The 19,304-nt window shown below is 67.7% G+C and carries 15 protein-coding genes; 8 read left to right on the top strand and 7 right to left on the bottom strand.

The features are described from left to right. Positions 1-6: 6 nt before the first annotated feature. Positions 7-951 carry a UDP-glucuronic acid decarboxylase family protein gene (locus ACZ50J_RS16870; protein WP_464298312.1) on the bottom strand — a complete coding sequence of 315 codons (945 nt, stop codon included), beginning with the start codon at positions 949-951 and terminating at the stop codon, positions 7-9. A 49-nt stretch (positions 952-1,000) separates the two neighbouring features. Beyond that, complete coding sequence (locus ACZ50J_RS16865; protein ID WP_464298311.1) at positions 1,001-2,485, bottom strand: S10 family peptidase; 1,485 nt, start codon at positions 2,483-2,485, stop codon at positions 1,001-1,003. A 93-nt stretch (positions 2,486-2,578) separates the two neighbouring features. Here ACZ50J_RS16865 and ACZ50J_RS16860 point away from each other — a divergent pair, with 93 nt between their 5' ends. Continuing rightward, positions 2,579-4,051 (top strand): peptidoglycan DD-metalloendopeptidase family protein, encoded by a 1,473-nt coding sequence (locus ACZ50J_RS16860; RefSeq protein WP_464298310.1) that lies wholly within the window; start codon positions 2,579-2,581, stop codon positions 4,049-4,051. A gap of 4 nt (positions 4,052-4,055) precedes the next feature. Here ACZ50J_RS16860 and ACZ50J_RS16855 read toward each other — a convergent pair whose 3' ends face one another. Further along, entirely contained in the window at positions 4,056-4,850 is a 795-nt protein-coding gene (locus ACZ50J_RS16855) for a DeoR/GlpR family DNA-binding transcription regulator (protein WP_464298309.1), read from the bottom strand. A 206-nt stretch (positions 4,851-5,056) separates the two neighbouring features. On the opposite strand from ACZ50J_RS16855, the gene trpS reads away from it, so the two are divergent. The 5 genes from trpS to ACZ50J_RS16830 are packed head-to-tail and all read left to right on the top strand — an operon-like array spanning position 5,057 to position 10,147. Continuing rightward, positions 5,057-6,118 (top strand): tryptophan--tRNA ligase, encoded by a 1,062-nt coding sequence (gene trpS / locus ACZ50J_RS16850; protein ID WP_464298308.1) that lies wholly within the window; start codon positions 5,057-5,059, stop codon positions 6,116-6,118. After that, on the top strand, positions 6,118-6,633 hold the full coding sequence (locus ACZ50J_RS16845) for a 2'-5' RNA ligase family protein (protein ID WP_464298307.1): 516 nt from the start codon (positions 6,118-6,120) through the stop codon (positions 6,631-6,633). The genes trpS and ACZ50J_RS16845 overlap by 1 nt, the downstream gene beginning before the upstream one ends. A gap of 49 nt (positions 6,634-6,682) precedes the next feature. Continuing rightward, complete coding sequence (locus ACZ50J_RS16840; RefSeq protein WP_464298306.1) at positions 6,683-7,411, top strand: succinate dehydrogenase cytochrome b subunit; 729 nt, start codon at positions 6,683-6,685, stop codon at positions 7,409-7,411. A 10-nt stretch (positions 7,412-7,421) separates the two neighbouring features. Next, positions 7,422-9,413 carry a fumarate reductase/succinate dehydrogenase flavoprotein subunit gene (locus ACZ50J_RS16835; RefSeq protein ID WP_464298305.1) on the top strand — a complete coding sequence of 664 codons (1,992 nt, stop codon included), beginning with the start codon at positions 7,422-7,424 and terminating at the stop codon, positions 9,411-9,413. After that, positions 9,413-10,147 (top strand): succinate dehydrogenase/fumarate reductase iron-sulfur subunit, encoded by a 735-nt coding sequence (locus tag ACZ50J_RS16830; RefSeq protein ID WP_464298304.1) that lies wholly within the window; start codon positions 9,413-9,415, stop codon positions 10,145-10,147. The genes ACZ50J_RS16835 and ACZ50J_RS16830 overlap by 1 nt, the downstream gene beginning before the upstream one ends. A gap of 406 nt (positions 10,148-10,553) precedes the next feature. On the opposite strand, the gene ACZ50J_RS16825 is transcribed toward ACZ50J_RS16830, so the two are convergent. The 4 genes from ACZ50J_RS16825 to ACZ50J_RS16810 form a co-directional block, all read right to left on the bottom strand. Next, the gene (locus ACZ50J_RS16825) at positions 10,554-11,492 is read right to left on the bottom strand and encodes a hypothetical protein (protein ID WP_464298303.1); all 939 of its coding nucleotides are present in this window, start codon (positions 11,490-11,492) and stop codon (positions 10,554-10,556) included. A 381-nt stretch (positions 11,493-11,873) separates the two neighbouring features. Continuing rightward, complete coding sequence (locus ACZ50J_RS16820) at positions 11,874-13,004, bottom strand: glycosyltransferase family 4 protein (RefSeq protein ID WP_464298302.1); 1,131 nt, start codon at positions 13,002-13,004, stop codon at positions 11,874-11,876. Positions 13,005-13,085: 81 nt separating this feature from the next. Continuing rightward, positions 13,086-15,824 (bottom strand): beta-N-acetylglucosaminidase domain-containing protein, encoded by a 2,739-nt coding sequence (locus ACZ50J_RS16815; protein WP_464298301.1) that lies wholly within the window; start codon positions 15,822-15,824, stop codon positions 13,086-13,088. A gap of 63 nt (positions 15,825-15,887) precedes the next feature. After that, positions 15,888-16,985 (bottom strand): glycosyltransferase family 4 protein, encoded by a 1,098-nt coding sequence (locus ACZ50J_RS16810; protein ID WP_464298300.1) that lies wholly within the window; start codon positions 16,983-16,985, stop codon positions 15,888-15,890. Between the two features lie 97 nt (positions 16,986-17,082). Between ACZ50J_RS16810 and ACZ50J_RS16805 the strand changes: the two genes are divergently transcribed. Together ACZ50J_RS16805 and ACZ50J_RS16800 are read left to right on the top strand one after the other, a co-directional pair. Further along, a complete protein-coding gene (locus ACZ50J_RS16805) occupies positions 17,083-18,183 on the top strand; it encodes a mannose-1-phosphate guanylyltransferase (RefSeq protein ID WP_464298299.1) in 1,101 nt (366 codons plus the stop codon). A gap of 2 nt (positions 18,184-18,185) precedes the next feature. Continuing rightward, positions 18,186-19,235: a quinone-dependent dihydroorotate dehydrogenase gene (locus tag ACZ50J_RS16800; protein WP_464298298.1), complete on the top strand. Its 1,050-nt coding sequence runs from the start codon at positions 18,186-18,188 to the stop codon at positions 19,233-19,235. Positions 19,236-19,304: the final 69 nt, after the last annotated feature.

Here is a 19,304-nt window from a genome sequence, read left to right as displayed (position 1 = left end):
GCGACCTCAGAGGTTCTCGGACGTTCGGAAGTGCTCGATCGTTCGAGCGAGCCCCTCGGCCAGGGCCGTGGTCGGCTCCCAACCGAGCGCCTCCTTCGCGAGAGCGATGTCCGGCCGACGTCGCGCGGGGTCGTCCTGTGGCAGTGGCTCGTGCACGATGGGCGAGTTGCTGCCGGTGATCTCCACGACCAGTTGCGCCAGCTCGAGCATCGTGAACTCGCCGGTGTTGCCCAGGTTCACCGGTCCGGTGAATGACGGGTCCGAGTCCATGAGCGTGAGCAGGCCACGGACCATGTCGTCGACGAAGCAGAACGAACGGGTCTGCCGGCCGTCACCGTAGATCGTGATGGGTTCCCCGCGCAGCGCCAGCATGATGAAGTTCGAGACGACGCGACCGTCGTCCGGTCGCATTCGCGGGCCGTAGGTGTTGAACAGACGCGCCACCTTGATCGGCAGGTCGTGCTGGCGGCGGTAGTCGAAGAAGAGCGTCTCCGCGCACCGTTTGCCCTCGTCGTAACAGGAGCGGATGCCGATCGGGTTGACGTGCCCCCAGTAGTCCTCCGGTTGGGGATGGACCCCGGGGTCTCCGTAGACCTCCGAGGTGGACGTCAACAGGATCTTGGCGCCGGTCCGCTTGGCGAGGCCGAGCATGTTGATCGAGCCGTGCACGCTCGTCTTGGTGGTTTGGACCGGATCCCGTTGGTAGTAGACCGGACTCGCGGGGCAGGCAAGATGGAAGATCTCGTCGACCTCGACATACAAGGGGAACGTCACGTCGTGCCGGATCAACTCGAACGCCGGATTGGCCAGCAGATGATGCACATTGGAGCGCATTCCGGAGTAGAAGTTGTCGGCGACCAGCACCTCGTCACCACGTTCGAGGAGCCGCTCCACCAAGTGCGATCCGATGAACCCGGCGCCGCCGGTGACCAGAACCCGTCGATCGGTCACGAGACCTCACCTTTCGTCGAACATCCGCGATGCTGCCGGCGCAGCCGCCTCATCGAACCATGCCGCTGTGCCGTCGCACGAAGTCGGCCAGATCGGCACTCTGCTGCACGCGCGTGGGCTGATGCACGTACGTCATGTGCCCCGACTCGTAGAAGTGGTGCTCGAGCCGGGGGAGCAGTGTCGGCGCCAGCCGTGCGACGTCGTCCATGGCGCAGTAGTACGGCGTTGCGCCGTCGTAGTAGCCGTAGGCGAAATGCACTGCCAGATGTGGGTTCTGGCGCATGGCACGGGACAGCCGGTCGATCACGTAGACGGCGGAGTTCTCGAATTCCTTGAAGCTCCATTCCCGGCTGACGTCCTCGCTGATGATCCGGAAGACCTGGTCGCTGGTGACCCCGAGCTCCGTGCCGAGGTAGTGCTGGAAAGCCGCGGCGTAGGGCCCGGTGATCGCGTCCATCGACGGATCCGCGTCCATCTCCTCTGCGATCCGGCTCGCGGCCGGGCCGGTGAACCGGGCGTCGAGCCGGCCGACCGTCAGCCCCTGATCGCGCAGCAATTCGCCGAAGAAGCGCCAGTGCTCGATCCGCAGGTCGGCCCGGTCGACGTAGCCCTCGGACAGGCCGGTCAATGCGGCCACTCGCGAAATAGCCTCTGCGCGTTCGGTTTCGGTGAGCCGGTTGCCACGGGACAATGCCCATGGGTAGTCCCGTGCGGCATACTCCTCGGCCTCGTCGAGCACCTCGCGAAGGGTGCGCCCCTCGTGCTTGCCGTGGAAGTGCGCGACCGCTGCGTAGAAGGGCAGGTAGAGCGCGTGCGCGCGGTCGTTGCCCTTCTCGAAATTGGCCGTGCCGAAGTCGAGCACACTGCTGATCAGCATCAGGCCGTTCAGGTACATCCCGAACTTCTCCTGCAGGTGCTGCGCCAGGCCCGCCGCACGCGTGGTGCCGTAGGACTCACCGGCCAGGAACTTCGCGGAGAGCCAGCGGTTGTTGCGCGTGACCCACGACCGGATGACTTCCGCGACGGACTCGATGTCCGGGGTGAAGCCATGGAAGTCCTTCGGCTTCTCGCCCGACACCACTCGCGACAAGCCGGTCGAGACCGGGTCGATGAAGACCAGATCGGTTGTGGCCAAAAGGGTTTCGGGATTGTCGACCAGGCCGTACGGCGGCGGCGCGAGCTCGCCCGCGTCACCCATGTCCACCAGGCGCGGGCCCAGCAGCCCCATGTGCAGCCACAGGCTGGAACTGCCCGGACCGCCGTTGAAGGCGAAGGTGACCGGTCGCTCGCGGGGGTCGGCGTCGTCCATCGTGTATGCCGTGACGGCCACCTCCGCCACGGGTTTGCGGCCCCGCCATACCCCGTCCTTCAGCTCGTCGGCGTAAAGCACGACGGTGCCCGATTCGCTGGTGTAGGAGAGCCGCCCGGACGCGGTGTCGAGCGTGTGCGAGCGACGAACCAGGACATCGGTGGGCGACGGGGTGGCAGTCTGATCGCTGCGGTCGGTGGGCGTGGCGGCCGGATCTTCGTTCACCCGACCGATGCTAATCAGCCGACGAAAGGTCTGGCCGTGGCGCGGCGCATCCTCTTATGATCGTGATCTCGGGGAGGAAGAAAGCGAGTCACCATGCAGGCTGGGCCGGGCGGTCGCCGCTCGTGGTTGTCACCCGTCGCGATCATCCCAGCGGCAGCGCTCGCCGTTGTGTTGCCTGTCGCGCCCGCGATGGCCGCCGGTTCCACCAGTGGCAACTGCGTCATCGGTTCGGCGGGTTGGCGCGCACCTGTCGCGCAGCAGTACGCGATCACCTCACCGTTCGGTGACCGGACCGACCCGATCTCGCATTCCTACCGGTTGCATGCCGGTGTCGACCTGGCGATGTTGCCCGGTCCGGGACCGGTGGTCGCGGCGGATGCCGGCACCGTCGTCCGCTCCGGTCCGTACGGCGGTCTCGGCAACGAGGTCACCCTGCAGCACGCCGGCGGGGTGCAGACCCTCTACGGGCACATGGCCCGCATCGCCGACGGCCTGAAGCCGGGCACCACGGTCCGAGCCGGCCAGATCCTCGGCCAGGAGGGGTCGACGGGCGCCAGCACCGGTCCGCACCTGCACTTCGAGGTGCACGTCGACGGCAAACCGGTCAACCCGGTGCCGTTCATGAAGTCGCGCGGTGCGCCGCTCACGGGTCGGGCACCCGCACCTGCCACCTCGACGGGTTTCGGTCTGCCGGCAGCGGGTTCGCCCCGCAAGCAGACTCTGAAGGGTGTCGCGCTGCCGGTGCCCAGCGACCTGATGAACCTCTACCAGACGGCCAGCCAGAAGTATGGCGTGCCGTGGCCCCTGCTCGCCGGCGTCGGCATGGAGGAGACGGCGCAGGGCCGCGTCGACCACACCTCGACCGCCGGGGCGAAGGGCGTCATGCAGTTCCTGCCGAGCACGTTCGCGCGCTACGGCGTGGACGGCAACGGCGATGGAAAGGTCGACATCCACGACAAGGCCGACAGCGTCTACTCCGCCGCCAACGCGCTACGGGCGTGGGGTGCCTCGGAGGGAGCGGCCGGTGTGCGCAAGGCGCTGTACTCCTACAACCACGCGGACTGGTACGTCAACGATGTCCTGTACTACGCCGCCCAGTACGCCGGGCGGTCCGGCGGCGTCGCCTGCACCAGCGGCCCGGTCACGGCAGCAACCCGGCAGGCCGCGAGCGCCGTGACGTGGGCACAGGGTCAGGTCGGGCACCGTTTCCGGTTCGGCGCCGACGGTCCGGAGGAGTGGGACAGCTCGGCATTCGTGCAGGCGGCATACGGCAAGGCGGGCGTCTGGATCCCGAGATCGACACGGCAGCAACGGGATTGGCTGGCTGCCGGACACGGCACGCGGGTCAAGCCGGGTGATGAGCGACCGGGTGACCTGATCTTCGAGGACAGCTACCTCGGGCCGGACCAGGTCGGGTTCGTGATGCTCGTGACCGACCCCGCGTCACAGCAGGCCGTCGCCGCGCGCAACCCGCGACTCAACGTGACCTCCGGAAGCTACGCGGGCGAGCAGCACAGCAAGCACATCTTCGAGGTATGGCGGGTGAAGGTCCCGGCCAAGCGCTGACGATTCAGTCGGCGGTGGGTGCCGCGTCGTCCCGTGCGGCGATCACCAGATTGATGTCCCGTCTGCCGAGTTCGCGCCGGGCGTCCTCGTCCAACTCGGCGTCGGTGACCAACGTGTCGACCTTGTCCAGCGTGGCGATGGTCAACAGGCCGACGATGCCCCACTTGGTGTGGTCTGCAACGACGACGACGCGCTTCGCGGGTTTGATGAGCGCCCGATTGGTCTGTGCCTCTTGCAGATTGGGTGTCGTGAGTCCGGCGGCGATGTCGATCCCGTGAACTCCGAGGATCAGGGTGTCCACGTGCACCGATGCGAGCATCTCGTTGGCGACCGGCCCGACGAGCGCATCCGACAGCGTGCGGACCCCGCCGGTGAGCACCACCATGCGAGAGGTCTCGTCCGGGTCGAAGAGCAGTTCGGCCACGGGAGGGGAGTTCGTCACGACGGTGAGTCGCTTGACGTCGCGCAACTCCTGGGCCACGGCGTACGCCGTGGTGCCGGCCGAGATGGCGACCGAGGAGCCGGGGGAGATCAGGCTCGCGGTCATGCGGGCGATCTCCGCCTTCTGCAGCGGATTCATCTCGGACTTGGCGGTGAACCCCGGCTCGTCCGCGCTGCGGTCGGCGCGGGTCGCCCCGCCGTGGACCTTGCGCACCACGCCCTTGCGGGCCAGTGTCTCGATGTCGCGCCGGATCGTCATGTCGCTGACGTTGAGCTCGGCGACCAACTCCGACACCCGGATCCCGCCGTGCTCCTCCACGGCGCGCGCGATGAGCTCCTGGCGCTGGCGGGCCAACATCGCGATCTCCTCTCGACGAGACAGGTCCCCTCCTGCAGAGTCGAACCAAAAGATTCTAAACACAATCAAACACCGGGTGTTCCGCACCGTCCCGCGCAGGTCGGGACGGCCGACCGCTGTTCCGTTCGCCCGGGAGTGAGAGACTGTGCCGCGATCCGGTTCGAGTGAGTCAAGCCTCAGTGCAACGAAAGCGAGCACGTACGTCCATGAGCGACACAGCGCCCACGACCCCGCCCAGCAGTGATGCCCCCCGGATCACCCCGCGGATCCTGTCCGGTATGCAGCCCACGCATGACTCCCTGCACCTGGGCAATTACCTGGGCGCGCAAGTCAATTGGGTGCGCATGCAGCAGGATTTCGACGCCTTCTTCTGTGTCGTCGACCAGCACGCGTTGACCGTCAACCCCGAGCCGGAGGAACTGCGGCGGCGCACCCGGGTGACCGCGGCGCAATACCTCGCCGGGGGCATCGACCCGGACACCTCGACCGTGTTCGTGCAGTCTCACGTGCCCGAGCACGCGCAGCTCGCCTGGGTCCTCAACTGCATCACCGGGTATGGCGAGGCGGCCCGGATGACGCAGTTCAAGGACAAGTCCGCCAAGCGCGGCACCGACGGCACCAACGTCGGGCTGTTCACCTACCCGATGCTGATGGCGGCCGACATCCTGCTGTATGACGCCACGTCCGTCCCGGTCGGTGAGGACCAGCGTCAGCACCTGGAGCTGACCCGGGACCTGGCCCAGCGGTTCAACTCCCGCTACGGGAAGACGTTCGTCGTACCGGAGGGCCACATCCCGTCGGGAACCGCGAAGATCATGTCGTTGCAGGAGCCGACCGCCAAGATGAGCAAGTCGGCGGACAACCAGAACGGCAACCTGATGATGCTCGACGAGGTGAAGGTCAACACCAAGAAGATCAAGTCCGCGGTGACCGACACCGACAACGAGGTCCGCTACGACGTCGAGGCCAAGCCCGGCATCGCCAACCTGCTGCGCATCCATTCGGCCTTGTCCAACGACTCGATCGAAGCGCTGGTCGAGCGCTACGCCGGCGAGAACAAGTACGGCGCGCTGAAGACGGACGTCGCCGCCCTCGTCGCCGAGGTGCAGGCACCGTTCAAGCAGCGCGTCGAGGAGTTGCTTGCCGACCCGGCGGAGCTGGATCGCATCCTCGCCCGCGGCGCCGAGCGTGCTCGGTCCGTCGCCTCGGTCGTGCTCGAACGTGCTTACGCCGCAGTCGGATTCATCCCTGCGGGGGCTGCTCGCTGATGAAGACGATCGGTGTCTCGATCCCGATCCCACCGCCGTTCGCGGAGGAGCTGCAGCGCGCTCGCGTCGACGCCGGTGACCCGTTGGCGCACGCCGTGCCGCCGCACGTCACGTTGATGCCCCCGACTCCGGTCGAGCCGGACGCCGAGGAGGCGTTGCGCGCACACCTGGCGACCGTCGCCGCCGGAGTCGCGCCGTTCCGGATGACGCTGCGCGGCACCGGCACCTTCCGGCCCATCTCGCCCGTCGTGTTCGTCGCGGTGGCCGAGGGCATCGCCAGTTGCGAGCAGTTGGAGGGCGCTGTCCGGTCCGGCCCGGTGGAACGCACCCTGGTCTTCCCGTATCACCCGCACGTGACGATCGCGCACGGTGTGGCGGACGGCGCGCTGGATCGTGCGTTCGCCGAGCTGTCGTCATACGACCGCAGTTTCACCGTCGAGGGCTTCGATCTCTACGAGCACGGCGACGATCAGGTATGGCGTTCGGTGCTCGCCTGGCGGCTCTCTGGCGCTTAGGTGAACCTTATTTCGATGTCAAGGTACTTTGCGGCGTAACCTGAAGCCCGTGGCAACCTCAACCGTCTCCAAGCCGCCTCGAGTCCGCACCGGCAAGGCAGGAAGCACGATCTTCCTCAAATCGCTGATGGCTGTGACCGGCGTCATCTTCGTGCTTTTCGTGATTGCCCACATGTACGGCAATCTCTACAAGCTGTTCGACGGCCATCTGGCCTTCAACGAGTATTCCGAGCACCTGCGCACCATCGGTGAGCCGATGCTGCCGCGGCACGGCTTCCTCACCATCATGGAGATCGTGCTCGGCATCAGCGTCGTGCTGCACGTCTACAGCGCGGTGGTGCTCTGGAAGCGGGCCAAGGCGGCGCGCCCGCAGCGATATGCCGTGAAGAAGTCCGTGGCCCAGTCGTTCTCGAGCAAGTGGATGCGTTGGGGCGGCCTGTTCCTGCTGCTCTTCCTGATCTGGCACCTGCTGGAGTTCACCATCGTGAAGTTCAACGTCGGCAGCGGCGGCAACAGCGCGGCGATCACCAACGACCCCTACGAGCTGGTCGTGCACAGCTTCAACGTGTGGTGGGTGACCGTCATCTACGTGCTGGCGATGTTCGCCCTCGGCATGCACCTGCACCACGGCATCTGGAGCGCGTCGCAGACCCTCGGGTTCACCTCGACGCCCCGCGCCCGCTCGATCGCCAAGACCGTCGGCATCGTGGTCGCCCTGATCGTCGCCGTCGGCTTCGTCATCCCGCCGCTCGCCATCGCCTTCGGCGGAATCAAGTAAGGACTGCCAGATGCCTGAACACACCTCCGACCTGATCGACAACCTCTACCGCCTCGGCGACCCGATCAAGGACACCAAGGCTCCCGCTGGTCCCATCGACGAGAAGTGGACCAAGGCGAAGTTCGAGAACAAGCTGGTCAACCCGGCCAACCGCCGCAAGCTGTCGGTGATCATCGTGGGCACCGGACTGGCCGGCGCATCCGCGGCAGCCACCCTCGGTGAAGCCGGCTACCACGTGAAATCGTTCTGCTACCAGGACAGTCCGCGTCGCGCCCACTCGATCGCGGCGCAGGGTGGCATCAACGCCGCCAAGAACTACAACGACGACGGCGACTCGACCTACCGGTTGTTCTACGACACGGTCAAGGGTGGCGACTACCGGTCCCGCGAGGACAACGTCTACCGACTGTCCGAGGTCAGCACCAACATCATCGACCAGTGCACCGCGCAGGGTGTGCCCTTCGCCCGGGACTACGGCGGCCTGCTGGACAACCGCTCCTTCGGTGGTGTCCAGGTCGCCCGTACCTTCTACGCCCGCGGCCAAACCGGTCAGCAGTTGCTGATCGGCGCCTACCAGGCCATGGAGCGACAGGTCGCGGCCGGCACCGTCGAGCAGTTCACCCGCCACGAGATGCTCGAGGTCATCGTCGTCGACGGCAAGGCGCGCGGCATCATCGCCCGCGACATGGTCACCGGCGAGATCGAGACGCACCTGGCCGACGCCGTCGTCCTCGCCTCCGGTGGCTACGGCAACGTGTTCTTCCTGTCGACCAACGCGATGGGCTGCAACGTCACGGCCACGTGGCGGGCGCACCGCAAGGGCGCGCACTTCGCCAACCCGTGCTACACGCAGATCCACCCGACCTGCATCCCGGTCTCCGGTGAGCACCAGAGCAAGCTGACGCTGATGAGTGAGTCGTTGCGCAACGACGGCCGCATCTGGGTGCCCAAGAGCAAGGACGACGTCGAGAAGGACCCGCGCCAGATCCCGGAGGAGGACCGCGACTACTACCTGGAGCGGATCTACCCTGCGTTCGGCAACCTGGTGCCGCGCGACATCGCCAGCCGTCAGGCGAAGTACATGTGCGACGAGGGCCGCGGTGTCGGCCCGATCGTCGGCGACTTCCGCCGCGGCGTCTACCTCGACTTCTCCGACGCGCTGTCGCGCATGAGCCGCGAGGCGATCGACGCCAAGTACGGCAACCTCTTCGACATGTACCAGCGGATCACCGGTGACGACCCGCGTGAGGTGCCGATGCGCATCTACCCGGCGGTGCATTACACGATGGGCGGCCTCTGGGTCGACTACGACCTGGAGACCTCCATCCCCGGTCTGTATGCCGTGGGCGAGGCGAACTTCTCCGATCACGGTGCGAACCGGCTCGGCGCGTCGTCGCTGATGCAGTGCCTGGCCGACGGCTACTTCGTGTTGCCCAACACCATCCGCAACTACCTCGCCTCGGGTCCCTACGAGCCCGTCGCCGAGGATGCGCCCGAGGTGCTCGAGGCGCAGCAGTCCGTCCAGCAGCGCATCGACACCCTGTTGTCGATCAACGGCGAGCGGACCGTCGACTCCTTCCACCGCGAGCTCGGCCACATCATGTGGGAGTACTGCGGCATGGAGCGCACCGAGGAGGGACTGCGCAAGGCGATCGACCTGATTCGTTCGCTGCGCGCGGAGTTCTGGCGCAACGTGCGTGTGCTCGGCACGGCCGACTCGCTCAACCAGTCGCTGGAGAAGGCCGGCCGCGTCGCCGACTTCCTCGAGCTCGGCGAGCTGATGTGCATCGACGCCCTGCACCGTCGCGAATCCTGCGGTGGGCACTTCCGGGCGGAGAGCCAGACCGAGGACGGCGAGGCACTGCGTGACGACGAGCAGTTCGCGTACGTCGCGGGCTGGGAGTTCGGCGGCGATGACGACAACGTCCTTGCGCCGCCCGTCCTGCACAAGGAAGACCTGGTCTACAACTTCATCGAGCTGAAGCAGCGGAGCTACAAGTAATGAACCTGACACTGAAGATCTGGCGCCAGGACGGCCCCAACGACGCAGGTCGCCTCGTCACCTACCCGGTCAGCGGCATCTCGGAGGACATGTCGTTCCTGGAGATGCTCGACGTCCTGAACGAGGAGCTCATCGGCAAGGGCGAGGAGCCCGTGGCCTTCGACTCGGACTGCCGTGAAGGCATCTGCGGTATGTGCTCGCTGATGATCAACGGCGAGGCGCATGGCCCCGAGGTCACCACGACCTGCCAACTGCACATGCGCTCGTTCACCGACGGCGAGACGATCACCATCGAGCCGTGGCGCGCCCAGGCGTTCCCGCCGGTCCGCGACCTGATCGTCGACCGTTCGGCATTCGACCGGGTCATCCAGGCGGGCGGCTACATCTCGGTCAACACCGGTGCGGCGCCCGAGGCCAACAACTTGCAGGTGCGCAAGGAGAAGGCCGACCGTGCCTTCGACACCGCGACCTGCATCGGTTGCGGCGCCTGCGTCGCCGCGTGCCCGAACGCCTCCGGCATGCTCTTCCTCGGCGCCAAGATCACCCACCTCGGTGAGCTGCCGCAGGGTCAGGCCGAGCGCGACGCCCGCGTGGTCAAGATGCTCAACCAGCACGACGCGGAGGACTTCGGCGGCTGCCAGAACCTCGGCGAGTGCTCGGCTGCCTGCCCCAAGGAGATCCCGCTGGACGTCATCAGCCAGTTGAACCGCGACTTCCTGAAGGCCAAGCACTGACGCGGGTTTCGTCATACAGCAGAAGGGCCGGTCGGGAAATCTCCCGTCCGGCCCTTTGTGTCGCGTACCGAAGTCTCCCCAGGGGAGGGATGGGTACGGCGTGTGGCGTGCTGTGCGTGCCCGAAGTTTCCCCAGGGGAGAGCTGGGTCCGGGTATGGCGGGTGGTGCGTGCCCGAAGTTTCCCCAGGGGAGAGCTGGGTACGGGTATGGCGGGTGGTGCGTGCCCAAAGTTTCCCCAGTGGAGGGCTGGGTACGGGTATGGCGGGTGGTGCGTGCCGAAGTCTCCCCAGTGGAGGGCTGGGTCCGGGTGTGGCGTGCTGTGCGTGCCGAAGTCTCCCCAGTGGAGGGCTGGGTACGGGTATGCCGGGCGGCGCGTACCCGAAGTCTCCCCACGGGAGAGCTGGGCTCAGGCAGACGCGTAGTCGAGCCCGTCGCGGTCCCGAAAGTGGAGTCGCCATTCGTCCTTCAATCGCGGCAACGGGACGCCGCGCTCGGCCAGACCGCCGCTGACCCGCTGGATGGTGTTGCCGGGCGTGGTCCAGATGTCCGGAGCTATCAGGATGATGAAACGCCATCCGAGACCTTCGAAATATTCGCGGCGTTCGAGATCGCGGGCCCACTGGGCCTTCCGCTGGATGTGGTGACGTCCGTCGTACTCCACGGCGAGTTTCGCGTCCTCGTATCCCATGTCCATGCGCCGCAAGAGGACGCCCTCCTCGGAGTGGAAACGCAGGTCGACTGTCGGTTCCGGTAAACCGGCGAGCACGATCAGCATGCGCGAGCGGGTCTCCTGGGCGGAGTCGACGTTGGAACGGACCAGGGCCGCCGCCCGGCGCGCGCGACCGACACCGTTGGAGTGCGCTTGTCGAGCGAACGCGGCCAATTCTGTTGGGGTGACAGGGGTTCGCCGTACGAGCGAGTCTCCCGCCACCACCAGTTCGACGAGGTCCGAAGACGCTGCGAGGTCGACGAAGGTCTGCGGCGGGGCAGTGACCTTCACGCCACGTCGGGTCCACAGCATCGGCGGGGTGCGGTAGCGGTGTGTGCGGATTCCCGGGAGGTCACAGCGGAGCCGATGGGGGACTGCCAGGTGTATGTCGGGAGTGTCGGACGCCGTTCCGCCGCACCAGGTCACAGCGCTCTGGTGGCTCAGGCCGTAGGCGCCGGGCACCATTTCGAGCGCAGCACGTACGCGGGTGTCGAAGTGCGTCGCCGTCTCTGCGGCGACATAACACCCTCGGTGCAATTGGCGGAAAGCGTTGCCCTGCAACGCTCTTCGGCCGAGGCCGTGTTGGAAACCCACCGCGCGGCGGAACGGAACGCGTGGATCGAACTGCTCGGACATCCTCACAGGATGACTGCCGCCGCAGAACCATGCGGAACGTTATCCACAGGTGCGCTTCGGCCGCGGACCCGAAGGGGTGTACCGAAGTCTCCCCAGGGTCAGGTTCGGTACGGCCGGGGTGGGTGCGGGCGTACCGATCTCTGCCCTGGGGAGAGTTGGGTACGGCGGGGTGGGTGCGGGCGTACCGATCTCTGCCCTGGGGAGAGTTGGGTACGGCGGGGTGGGTGCGGGCGTACCGATCTCTGCCCTGGGGAGAGTTGGGTACGGCGGGGCGGGTGCGGGCGTACCGATCCCTACCCTGGGGAGGCTTGGGTACGGCGGGGCGGGTGCGGGCGTACCGATCCCTACCCAGGGGAGGGATGGGTACGGCGGACAACCACGTCAGGCGGCGTGCCGTCCGGTGACCGGGCGCAACACCTCCGCGTAGATGCCAATCAGCTCGTCGACCACGGCCGACCAGGACAGGTGCTCGACCCGGGCGCGGCCGCTGCGACCCATGCGGTCCCGCATCGCCGGATCGGCAGCGAGGCCACCGACGGTCTCCCGCAGCGAGCCGGGACGCGACGGTTCGAAGAGCAGACCGGTGACTCCGGGGCGCACGATGTCCAGCGGTCCGCCGGCGGCCGGTGCCACGACCGGCAGGCCGGTGGCCATCGCTTCCTGCAGGGTCTGGCCGAACGTCTCGTGGCTGCCGGTGTGCACGAACATGTCGAATGCCGCATAACCACTCGCAAGTTCGAGTCCTTCGCGGTAGCCGAGGAACGTCGCCCGCGGCAGCAGCCGCTCCAACCGGGTGCGGGACGGGCCGTCGCCGACGAGCACCAGCGACAACCCGGGCAGGTCGGCGATCTCCTGCAGGCGCTCGAGTTCCTTCTCTGGTGCCAGCCGGCCGACATACCCGGCGATCGTCTCGCCGTTCGGCGCGAGCCGTTCCCGCAGTTCACGGGTCTGGGCGGAGTCACGGTGCCGGGGGTGGAACATCTCGGCGTCGACCCCGCGTGCCCACCGTGCGGTCCGCGGAATGCCGTTCTCCGCAAGGGCGTTCAGCGTTTCCGAGCTCGGTGCGAGCGTGAGATCGGCGAGTGAGTGGACGTGTCGCAGCCACCGCCAGGTGAGGCGACCGACCGGACCACGCAGCCCGCCGGCGTGCTGCGCGAGGTAGGTGGACATGTCGGTCTGGAAGATCGCGACGCTCGGCAGGCCGAGTTCGTGCGCGGCGGCGAGCCCGCGCTCGCCCAGCCCGAACGGCGATGCCGCGTGGACGATGTCCGGCTGCCAGTCACGCAGCTGCCGGGTTAGGTCGACCGTGGGCAGCCCGACCCGGAAGCCGCGGACGGTCACCCCGCGGACGGTCTGCACCGGGAACTCCCCGTATGTCGCCGGCGCGGGGCCGGGGCACACGACGAGCGCCTCATGCCCGGCCGAGGCCAGGCGATCGAGGATGTGACACACGCTCGTGGTCACTCCGTTGAAGGTCGGGAGGAACGACTCGGTGACGATGGCAACTCGCACGTCGGCAACGCTCCCGACCTGAACTGGCCGGGTGATGAATCCGAGGTGGCGTGTTGCCGAAGGTGGTGCGGTGTCCTGGGGCTAGCGCGCGACCAACTCACTGATCACCGGTGCCGCCGAGCCCGCGGTGAAGAGCACCCGCGCGCCGGTGACCTGCCAGGACGGGTCGACGGCACCGTGGGCGTAGGAAGAACCGGTCGCCAACCGGCCGACGGTCGACCACTGCCCGTCGTGCTGCACCTGCAACTCGCCGGCGCCGGTGCCGACCACCGCGACCTCGTGCAACGACACGGGCGCGTCATACGTGCGGGCGAGATAGGAACCGTCGACCGGCTGCGAACCCGCGCGGTATGCCGTGCTCAGGTCGGCATCGAAGGCGTCCGCCGGGCCGCTGCCGTTCGCAGCCGGCAGATTCGACGAGACCGGTGACGTCGCGGACACGGCGAAGTCACGGATCTTCACCCACTGGCCGCCGGGGTTGGGAGCGGCCGCCCGCAACCGGACGTAGCGTGCCTGCACCGGGCTGTCGAACGTATGGCGGACCACCGGTTGCGTGTCGAACTCGGCGGCCGTGGTCCAGTGCTCACCGTCGCTCGAGTAGTCCAGCGCCGCGTGGTAGATCATGTCGCCGGTCTCGCTGTCGTTGTCGGACTGGCGGACCACCACGTTGCCGACCGTCTTCACCGAGCCCAGGTCGACCTGGACGCTGCTGCCGGTGCTCGGAGCCGCGTTCGACCAGTAGTAGGTCGTCGGGTCGTTGTCGGTCATCCGGCTGACGGCATACGTCTGGTAGGTGCCCATGGAGCTACTGGGCGTGCTCGAATAGCCCTTGGTGTCAATGGGTTTCGCGCCCAGCCAACTGATGAACTCCTGGTTGGCCTTCGCGGTGAACGCCTCGAACGCACCGTCACCGACGGACGGGACGATCTGGTTCGGGACGGGGTTGCCGTCCGATCCCTGGTCCGGAACGGTCGGCTTCTTGGCCTTGGTGATCGCGTCCTGCGCCGCGAAGTACTCCCGCGCCGCGGTGGACCCGTCACCGGCATCGATCGCCTGCAGCATCTTGATCTCGTGCTGCAGGGCGGTCGCCCATTGCGCGGCGGCATTGATCCACGGCCCGGCGTCGCTGGCGAACCCCGGTTGCGCCATACCGGCGAGGGTGTGGGGGAGTGCGACGATCGCCGCGAGCCGCTTCGTGAGCGCCGCGGTGCCCGTGGTCCCGCCGTCCCGCGCCGCCCAGAACGCTGCGATGTCCTTGCTCAGCGCGGGCGCCTTCTCGGTGCTGCTGCGGTAGGGCCATTCCTGGTTGAGGTCGGCGAACGTCCGCAGGGCGTCGCGGGTGCCCTGATCCGGTCCGGCCAACTCGTCCAGCACGGCCGACATCGACGCGTTCGCGTCGTACTCCGGGCCGTTCCAGGTGTAGTCGCCGTAGTTGGCCAGGGCCGGCATCGAGGCGTACGGCTCGATCATCGGGTTGGACGTGAAGCCGTCGATGTACTTGTAGAGGTCGGGGGCCCGACCAGTCAGCGGGTTGAGGAACAACCGGCCCCGCTTGCCGTCGTTGACCGGGAAGTTGTCCCAGATGTAGAGGTGGTCGGTGTTGTATGACGTGCTCGCGCGCTGCACCGACGCGGCGGTGATGGTGTCGGAGAAGACGCCCTCCCCGGTCCACTGCACCAGGATGTCGTCGTCGAGTCGGGTCCCGAACTCGGCCTTGTAGGGATCCGGGCCGGAGCCGTTGTAGTTGGTCGGCACCGTCTGCAGCGGCGCCAGGTGATTCGGCTTGATGTAGTCCTGGTTGAGCCGGTTCAGGTAGTCCGCCTGCGCATCGGCCAGCCAGTGCCAGTCGCCGTTGTCGGGGTACTTCGCCTTGTCCGCGGCACAGTGGAACTGCAGCGGGATGTCGTCCAGCGCGATGTAGAAGGAGCGCACCCCCAGGTCACGCAGCTGGTCGAACTTCGCCTCGGTGGCCTTCAGATCGGCGTCGGAGGAGTAGCAGATGTCGTTGCCCGGCGACAGCGCGAAGGTGAAGTCGACGTGGTTGTCGTTCGCGGTCTTGACGAGTTCCTTCATCCGGTCCAAGTCGGCGCCCGAGTATGGCGTGCGCCATTTCGCGCGCAGCAGCTGGTCGTCCTTCGGCGTGTAGATGTAGGTGTTCATCTTGTGCTCGCCGTAGAACTTCAGCTGGTCGAGGCGGGCCTGTTGCGACCAGGGGATGCCGTAGAAGCCCTCGATCGCGCCGCGGATCGACATCAGCGGCCAGTCGCGGATGCTGACGCCGGGCACCTTCTTGTGGGTGACCAGTTGCCGCAGGGTTTGTGCCGCGTAGAACGTGCCCCGCTGGTCGACGCCGTTCAGGGCGACGGTGGGGTGTCCGTCATACCGGCCGCTGGCCAGGACATAGCCGTCCGCCTTGAGCCCGCCGGCATCCTTCGCGCCGAGGCCGTCGACGGCATCGGCGATCGCCGGGTTGTCGGCGACGGTGCCGAGGTAGATGCGCTTGCCGCCGCCGGTGGCGGTCCGGCTGACGACGGGGTGACCCCCGGCTGCCGTGACGATCTGCCGGACGAGAGCGACCGTCGAGGCGTCCGGGTCGTCCCCGGTCACGATGAGCACCTTGCCGCTCAGCGGCACCTGCTCGCCGGACGCGTGCATCTCCTGTGGCGCGGGGAAGACGGTGGGCAGTCCGGACCCGGCCGATCCGGAGGCGGACGGCGTGCTCGCCCGGGACGGCGAGACGGCCGCACCGGTGAGTCCGAACGCGACGGCGACGGCCGTGCAGAGCGCTGCTGTCCTGTGTCGTGGCATGAGTGTGATCACGCGAACGACGCTAGCGAATCTCGGTGTCCCGCAGTGGTGCCCGAGCCAGGCGATCCGAAAGGGTCAGGCGACCCGCCGGATGTATGACGGAGCGGTGACCTTGCGGTAGATGCCGACGAGTTCGTCGACCGCGATCGGCCAGTTCCGCCGGGTGATCTTGGTGCGGGCGCTCTGTCCCATCCGGGTGCGCATGGCCGGGTCCGCGACGAGTCCGCCGACGGTCTCGCGCAGTGCGCCGCACCGGTCCGGGTCGAAGAGCAGTCCGGTGACCCCCGGTCGGACGATGTCCAGTGGTCCGCCGGCGGCAGGGGCGACGACCGGCAGGCCCGAGGCCATGGCCTCCTGAAGCGTCTGTCCGAAGGTCGCGTGGCGGCCGGGGTGGACGAACAGGTCGAAGGCGGCGTAGGTGCCGGCGAGCTCCATGCCCTGACGGTGGCCGAGGAACGATGCCCGCGGCATCAGCTGCTCGAGCCGGTCGCGTTCCCGACCGTCCCCGACGATCGCCAGCGAGACACCCGGCAGGTCGGCAAGTTCGGCGAGCCGGTGCAGCTCCTTCTCCGGCGTCAGCCGGCCGACATACCCGACGATCGTCTCGCCGTTGGGTGCCAGGCACTGGCGCAGTTCGCGGGTGAGTTCACTGCCGCGCCGATCCGGGTGGTAGATGGTCGTGTCGACGCCGCGGGCCCAGTGCCCGACGCGCGGGACGTCGCTGTCGGCGAGCAGCTGCATGGCGGCGGTGCTCGGGGCCAGCGTCATACCGGCGACCGAGAGGGCACGTCGCAACGACTTCGACGACGGGTGCGCCAGCCGGTCGGGCAGGTCGGTCTGGAAGACCGCGACGCTCGGGATGTCCAGGTGATCGGCGGCGTTCACGCCGCGGGTGCCGAGGCCGAGCAGGGAGGCGACGTGCACGACGTCGGGCGCGAAGTCGGTCAGGTGGCGCTCCAGCTCGGCGGTGCGGCCGCGCAGCCGCAGGCCACCTACGGACACACCGCGCACCGTGTGCACCGGGAAGCCGCGGTATGACGACGGTGCGGGACCCGGGCACAACACCATCGCCTCGTGGCCTGTCGCGGCGAGCCGATCCAGCACCTGGCAGACGCTGGTGGTCACACCGGTGAATGTCGGGATGAAGTAATCGGTGACGATCGCAATTCGCACGCTCCACAGGGTCCTCGTGGAAGGTGGCCGGAAGGTGAACTGAGCGTGTCCGAACCCGTGAGCGGACGATGAAGAAACGTGCATTAGCTTGTTGCTCATGTCGACCGAGGAGACCGGGCCCATCGAGGGGTTCTGGACCGTCATCCCCGCGGGTGGTTCGGGCACCCGGCTGTGGCCGCTGTCGCGCAGCGGTTCGCCGAAGTTCCTGCATGACCTGACCGGGTCCGGCTGGTCGCTGCTGCAGGGCACCGTCGACCGGCTGGCGCCGCTGTCCGAGGATCGGCTGCTGATCGCCACCGGACTCCGGCACGCGCCCGAGGTGCGCCAGCAATTGCCCGACCTCGGCATCGACGCGCTGTTGGTCGAGCCGTCGCCGCGGGAGTCCATGCCGGCCATCGGTCTGGCTGCGGCGATCCTGGAGCAGCGGGACCCCGACGCGATCATCGGGTCCTTCGCCGCCGACCACGTCATCCGTGACGACGCGTCGTTCCGGGTCAGTGTGCGTGAGGCGATCGCGGTCGCCCGTACCGGCCGGTTGGTGACCATCGGCATCGAACCCAAAGGTCCGGCAACCGGATTCGGCTACATCAAGCTCGGCAAGCCGCTCGACGTCGAAGGTGCTCCGAGTGCGCATGGGGTCGACTCGTTCGTCGAGAAGCCCGATGTCGAGACCGCTCGCTCCTACCTTGCAAGCGGCGAATACCGTTGGAACGCGGGCATGTTCGTATTCCGAGCGAGCATGTTGCTGGACATGCTGGATCACTACCAGCCGGGTCTGGCGAGCGACCTGCGCGCCATCGCGGACAACCCGCTGCGGCTCACCGAGCTGTGGCCGCGGCTGACCGAGATCGCGATCGACAAGGCACTCGCCGAACCGGCCGCAGCGGACGGCAGAGTCGCAGTGATACCAGGGCATTTCGACTGGGACGACGTCGGTGACTTCGACTCGCTCGGCTCGCTGCTCAACGACTCGATCGACGGGGTCAAGGTCCTCGGCAATGCCGAGGACGTCGTCGCCGAGGACACCAGCGGTGTCATCGCGCCGCGCTCCGGCCGGGTCGTGGTGACCCTCGGGGTGCAGGACATCATTGTGGTGGACACCCCGGACGCGTTGCTCGTGACGACCCGGGAGCGGGCGCAGGACGTCAAGAGCGTCGTGCAACGTCTGAAGTCCGGCGGTCGCGGGGAGCTCGTCTGACCATGGCGCTGCCGACCTGGGCGCTCGGTGCCGGATACCGCGCCGCCGTTCGACCTGCACTCTTCCGCGTGGGTGGCGGTGACGCCGAGGCCGCGCACCACCTCACGCTCCGCCGTATGGCGCAACTCGGCGAAAAGCCTTCCGCCATACGGGCATTGGCGCTGGGTATGCCGCAGCCGTCGTCGCCGGTCGAGGTCGCCGGAGTGCGCTTCCCCGGCCGCGTCGGCCTCGCCGCCGGAGTCGACAAGGACGGCCTCGGGGTCAAGGTGTGGAAACACCTGGGATTCGGGCACATCGAACTCGGCACGGTCACCGCGCAGGCCCAGCCCGGCAACCCGCAGCCGCGACTGTTCCGGCTGCGCGGCAGCGACGCGATCATCAACCGAATGGGCTTCAACAACAACGGGGCCCGTGCGCTCGCCGACCGCCTGGCGCAGGCCGGCCCGATCGGCATACCGATCGGCGTGAGTATCGGCAAGACCAAGGTGACGCCGGTCGAGGACGCGATCGAGGACTACCTCACCAGCCTCGCCGCACTCGACGCCCACGCCGACTACTTCGCGATCAACGTCTCGAGCCCGAACACCCCCGGTCTGCGCTCGCTGCAGGACAAGGAACCGCTCGCCGAGTTGCTGGCCGAGCTGGTGACGGCGACCGCCGCGCGCTCGAAGACGCCGATCTTCGTCAAGATCGCGCCGGACCTGACCGACAGTGCGATCGACGACGTCCTCGAGGTGGCCCAGCGGGCCGACGCCAGTGGCGTGATCGCGACCAACACCACGCTGTCGCGGGAGGGTCTCGCCGCCGCCGACCTGCCGCTCGCCGACGAGGCGGGCGGGCTCAGTGGCGCGCCGCTCACTCGCCGTGCCCGGTATGTCGTGCAGCGCATCGCGTCGAGCTCGTCGCTGCCGGTCATCGGTGTCGGGGGAGTGATGAACGCCGACGACGGCCGCGCGATGATCGACGCCGGCGCATCGCTGGTGCAGGTCTACAGCGGATTCATCTACCGCGGGCCGGCGCTCGTCGCCGAACTCAACCGTGCGCTGCACTGACGTACCTCGGCCACCACAGTCCGGCGACCACAGCCCGGACGACTCGGTCCGGCGGCGTCCCCGACGAAC

The sequence above is a fragment of the Flexivirga sp. G2 genome (genome assembly GCF_055397625.1).
The sequence above is the reverse complement of the archived record's forward strand: the minus strand, read 5'-3'. Positions and strand labels throughout refer to the sequence as shown.

Coding starts and splice junctions, on each gene's coding strand:
- ACZ50J_RS16860 (WP_464298310.1), top strand. CDS start 2,579: ATGCAGGCTGGGCCGGGCGGTCGCCGCTCGTGGTTGTCACCCGTCGCG.
- ACZ50J_RS16855 (WP_464298309.1), bottom strand. CDS start 4,850: ATGTTGGCCCGCCAGCGCCAGGAGCTCATCGCGCGCGCCGTGGAGGAG.
- trpS (WP_464298308.1), top strand. CDS start 5,057: ATGAGCGACACAGCGCCCACGACCCCGCCCAGCAGTGATGCCCCCCGG.
- ACZ50J_RS16845 (WP_464298307.1), top strand. CDS start 6,118: ATGAAGACGATCGGTGTCTCGATCCCGATCCCACCGCCGTTCGCGGAG.
- ACZ50J_RS16835 (WP_464298305.1), top strand. CDS start 7,422: ATGCCTGAACACACCTCCGACCTGATCGACAACCTCTACCGCCTCGGC.
- ACZ50J_RS16830 (WP_464298304.1), top strand. CDS start 9,413: ATGAACCTGACACTGAAGATCTGGCGCCAGGACGGCCCCAACGACGCA.
- ACZ50J_RS16825 (WP_464298303.1), bottom strand. CDS start 11,492: ATGTCCGAGCAGTTCGATCCACGCGTTCCGTTCCGCCGCGCGGTGGGT.
- ACZ50J_RS16805 (WP_464298299.1), top strand. CDS start 17,083: ATGTCGACCGAGGAGACCGGGCCCATCGAGGGGTTCTGGACCGTCATC.
- ACZ50J_RS16800 (WP_464298298.1), top strand. CDS start 18,186: ATGGCGCTGCCGACCTGGGCGCTCGGTGCCGGATACCGCGCCGCCGTT.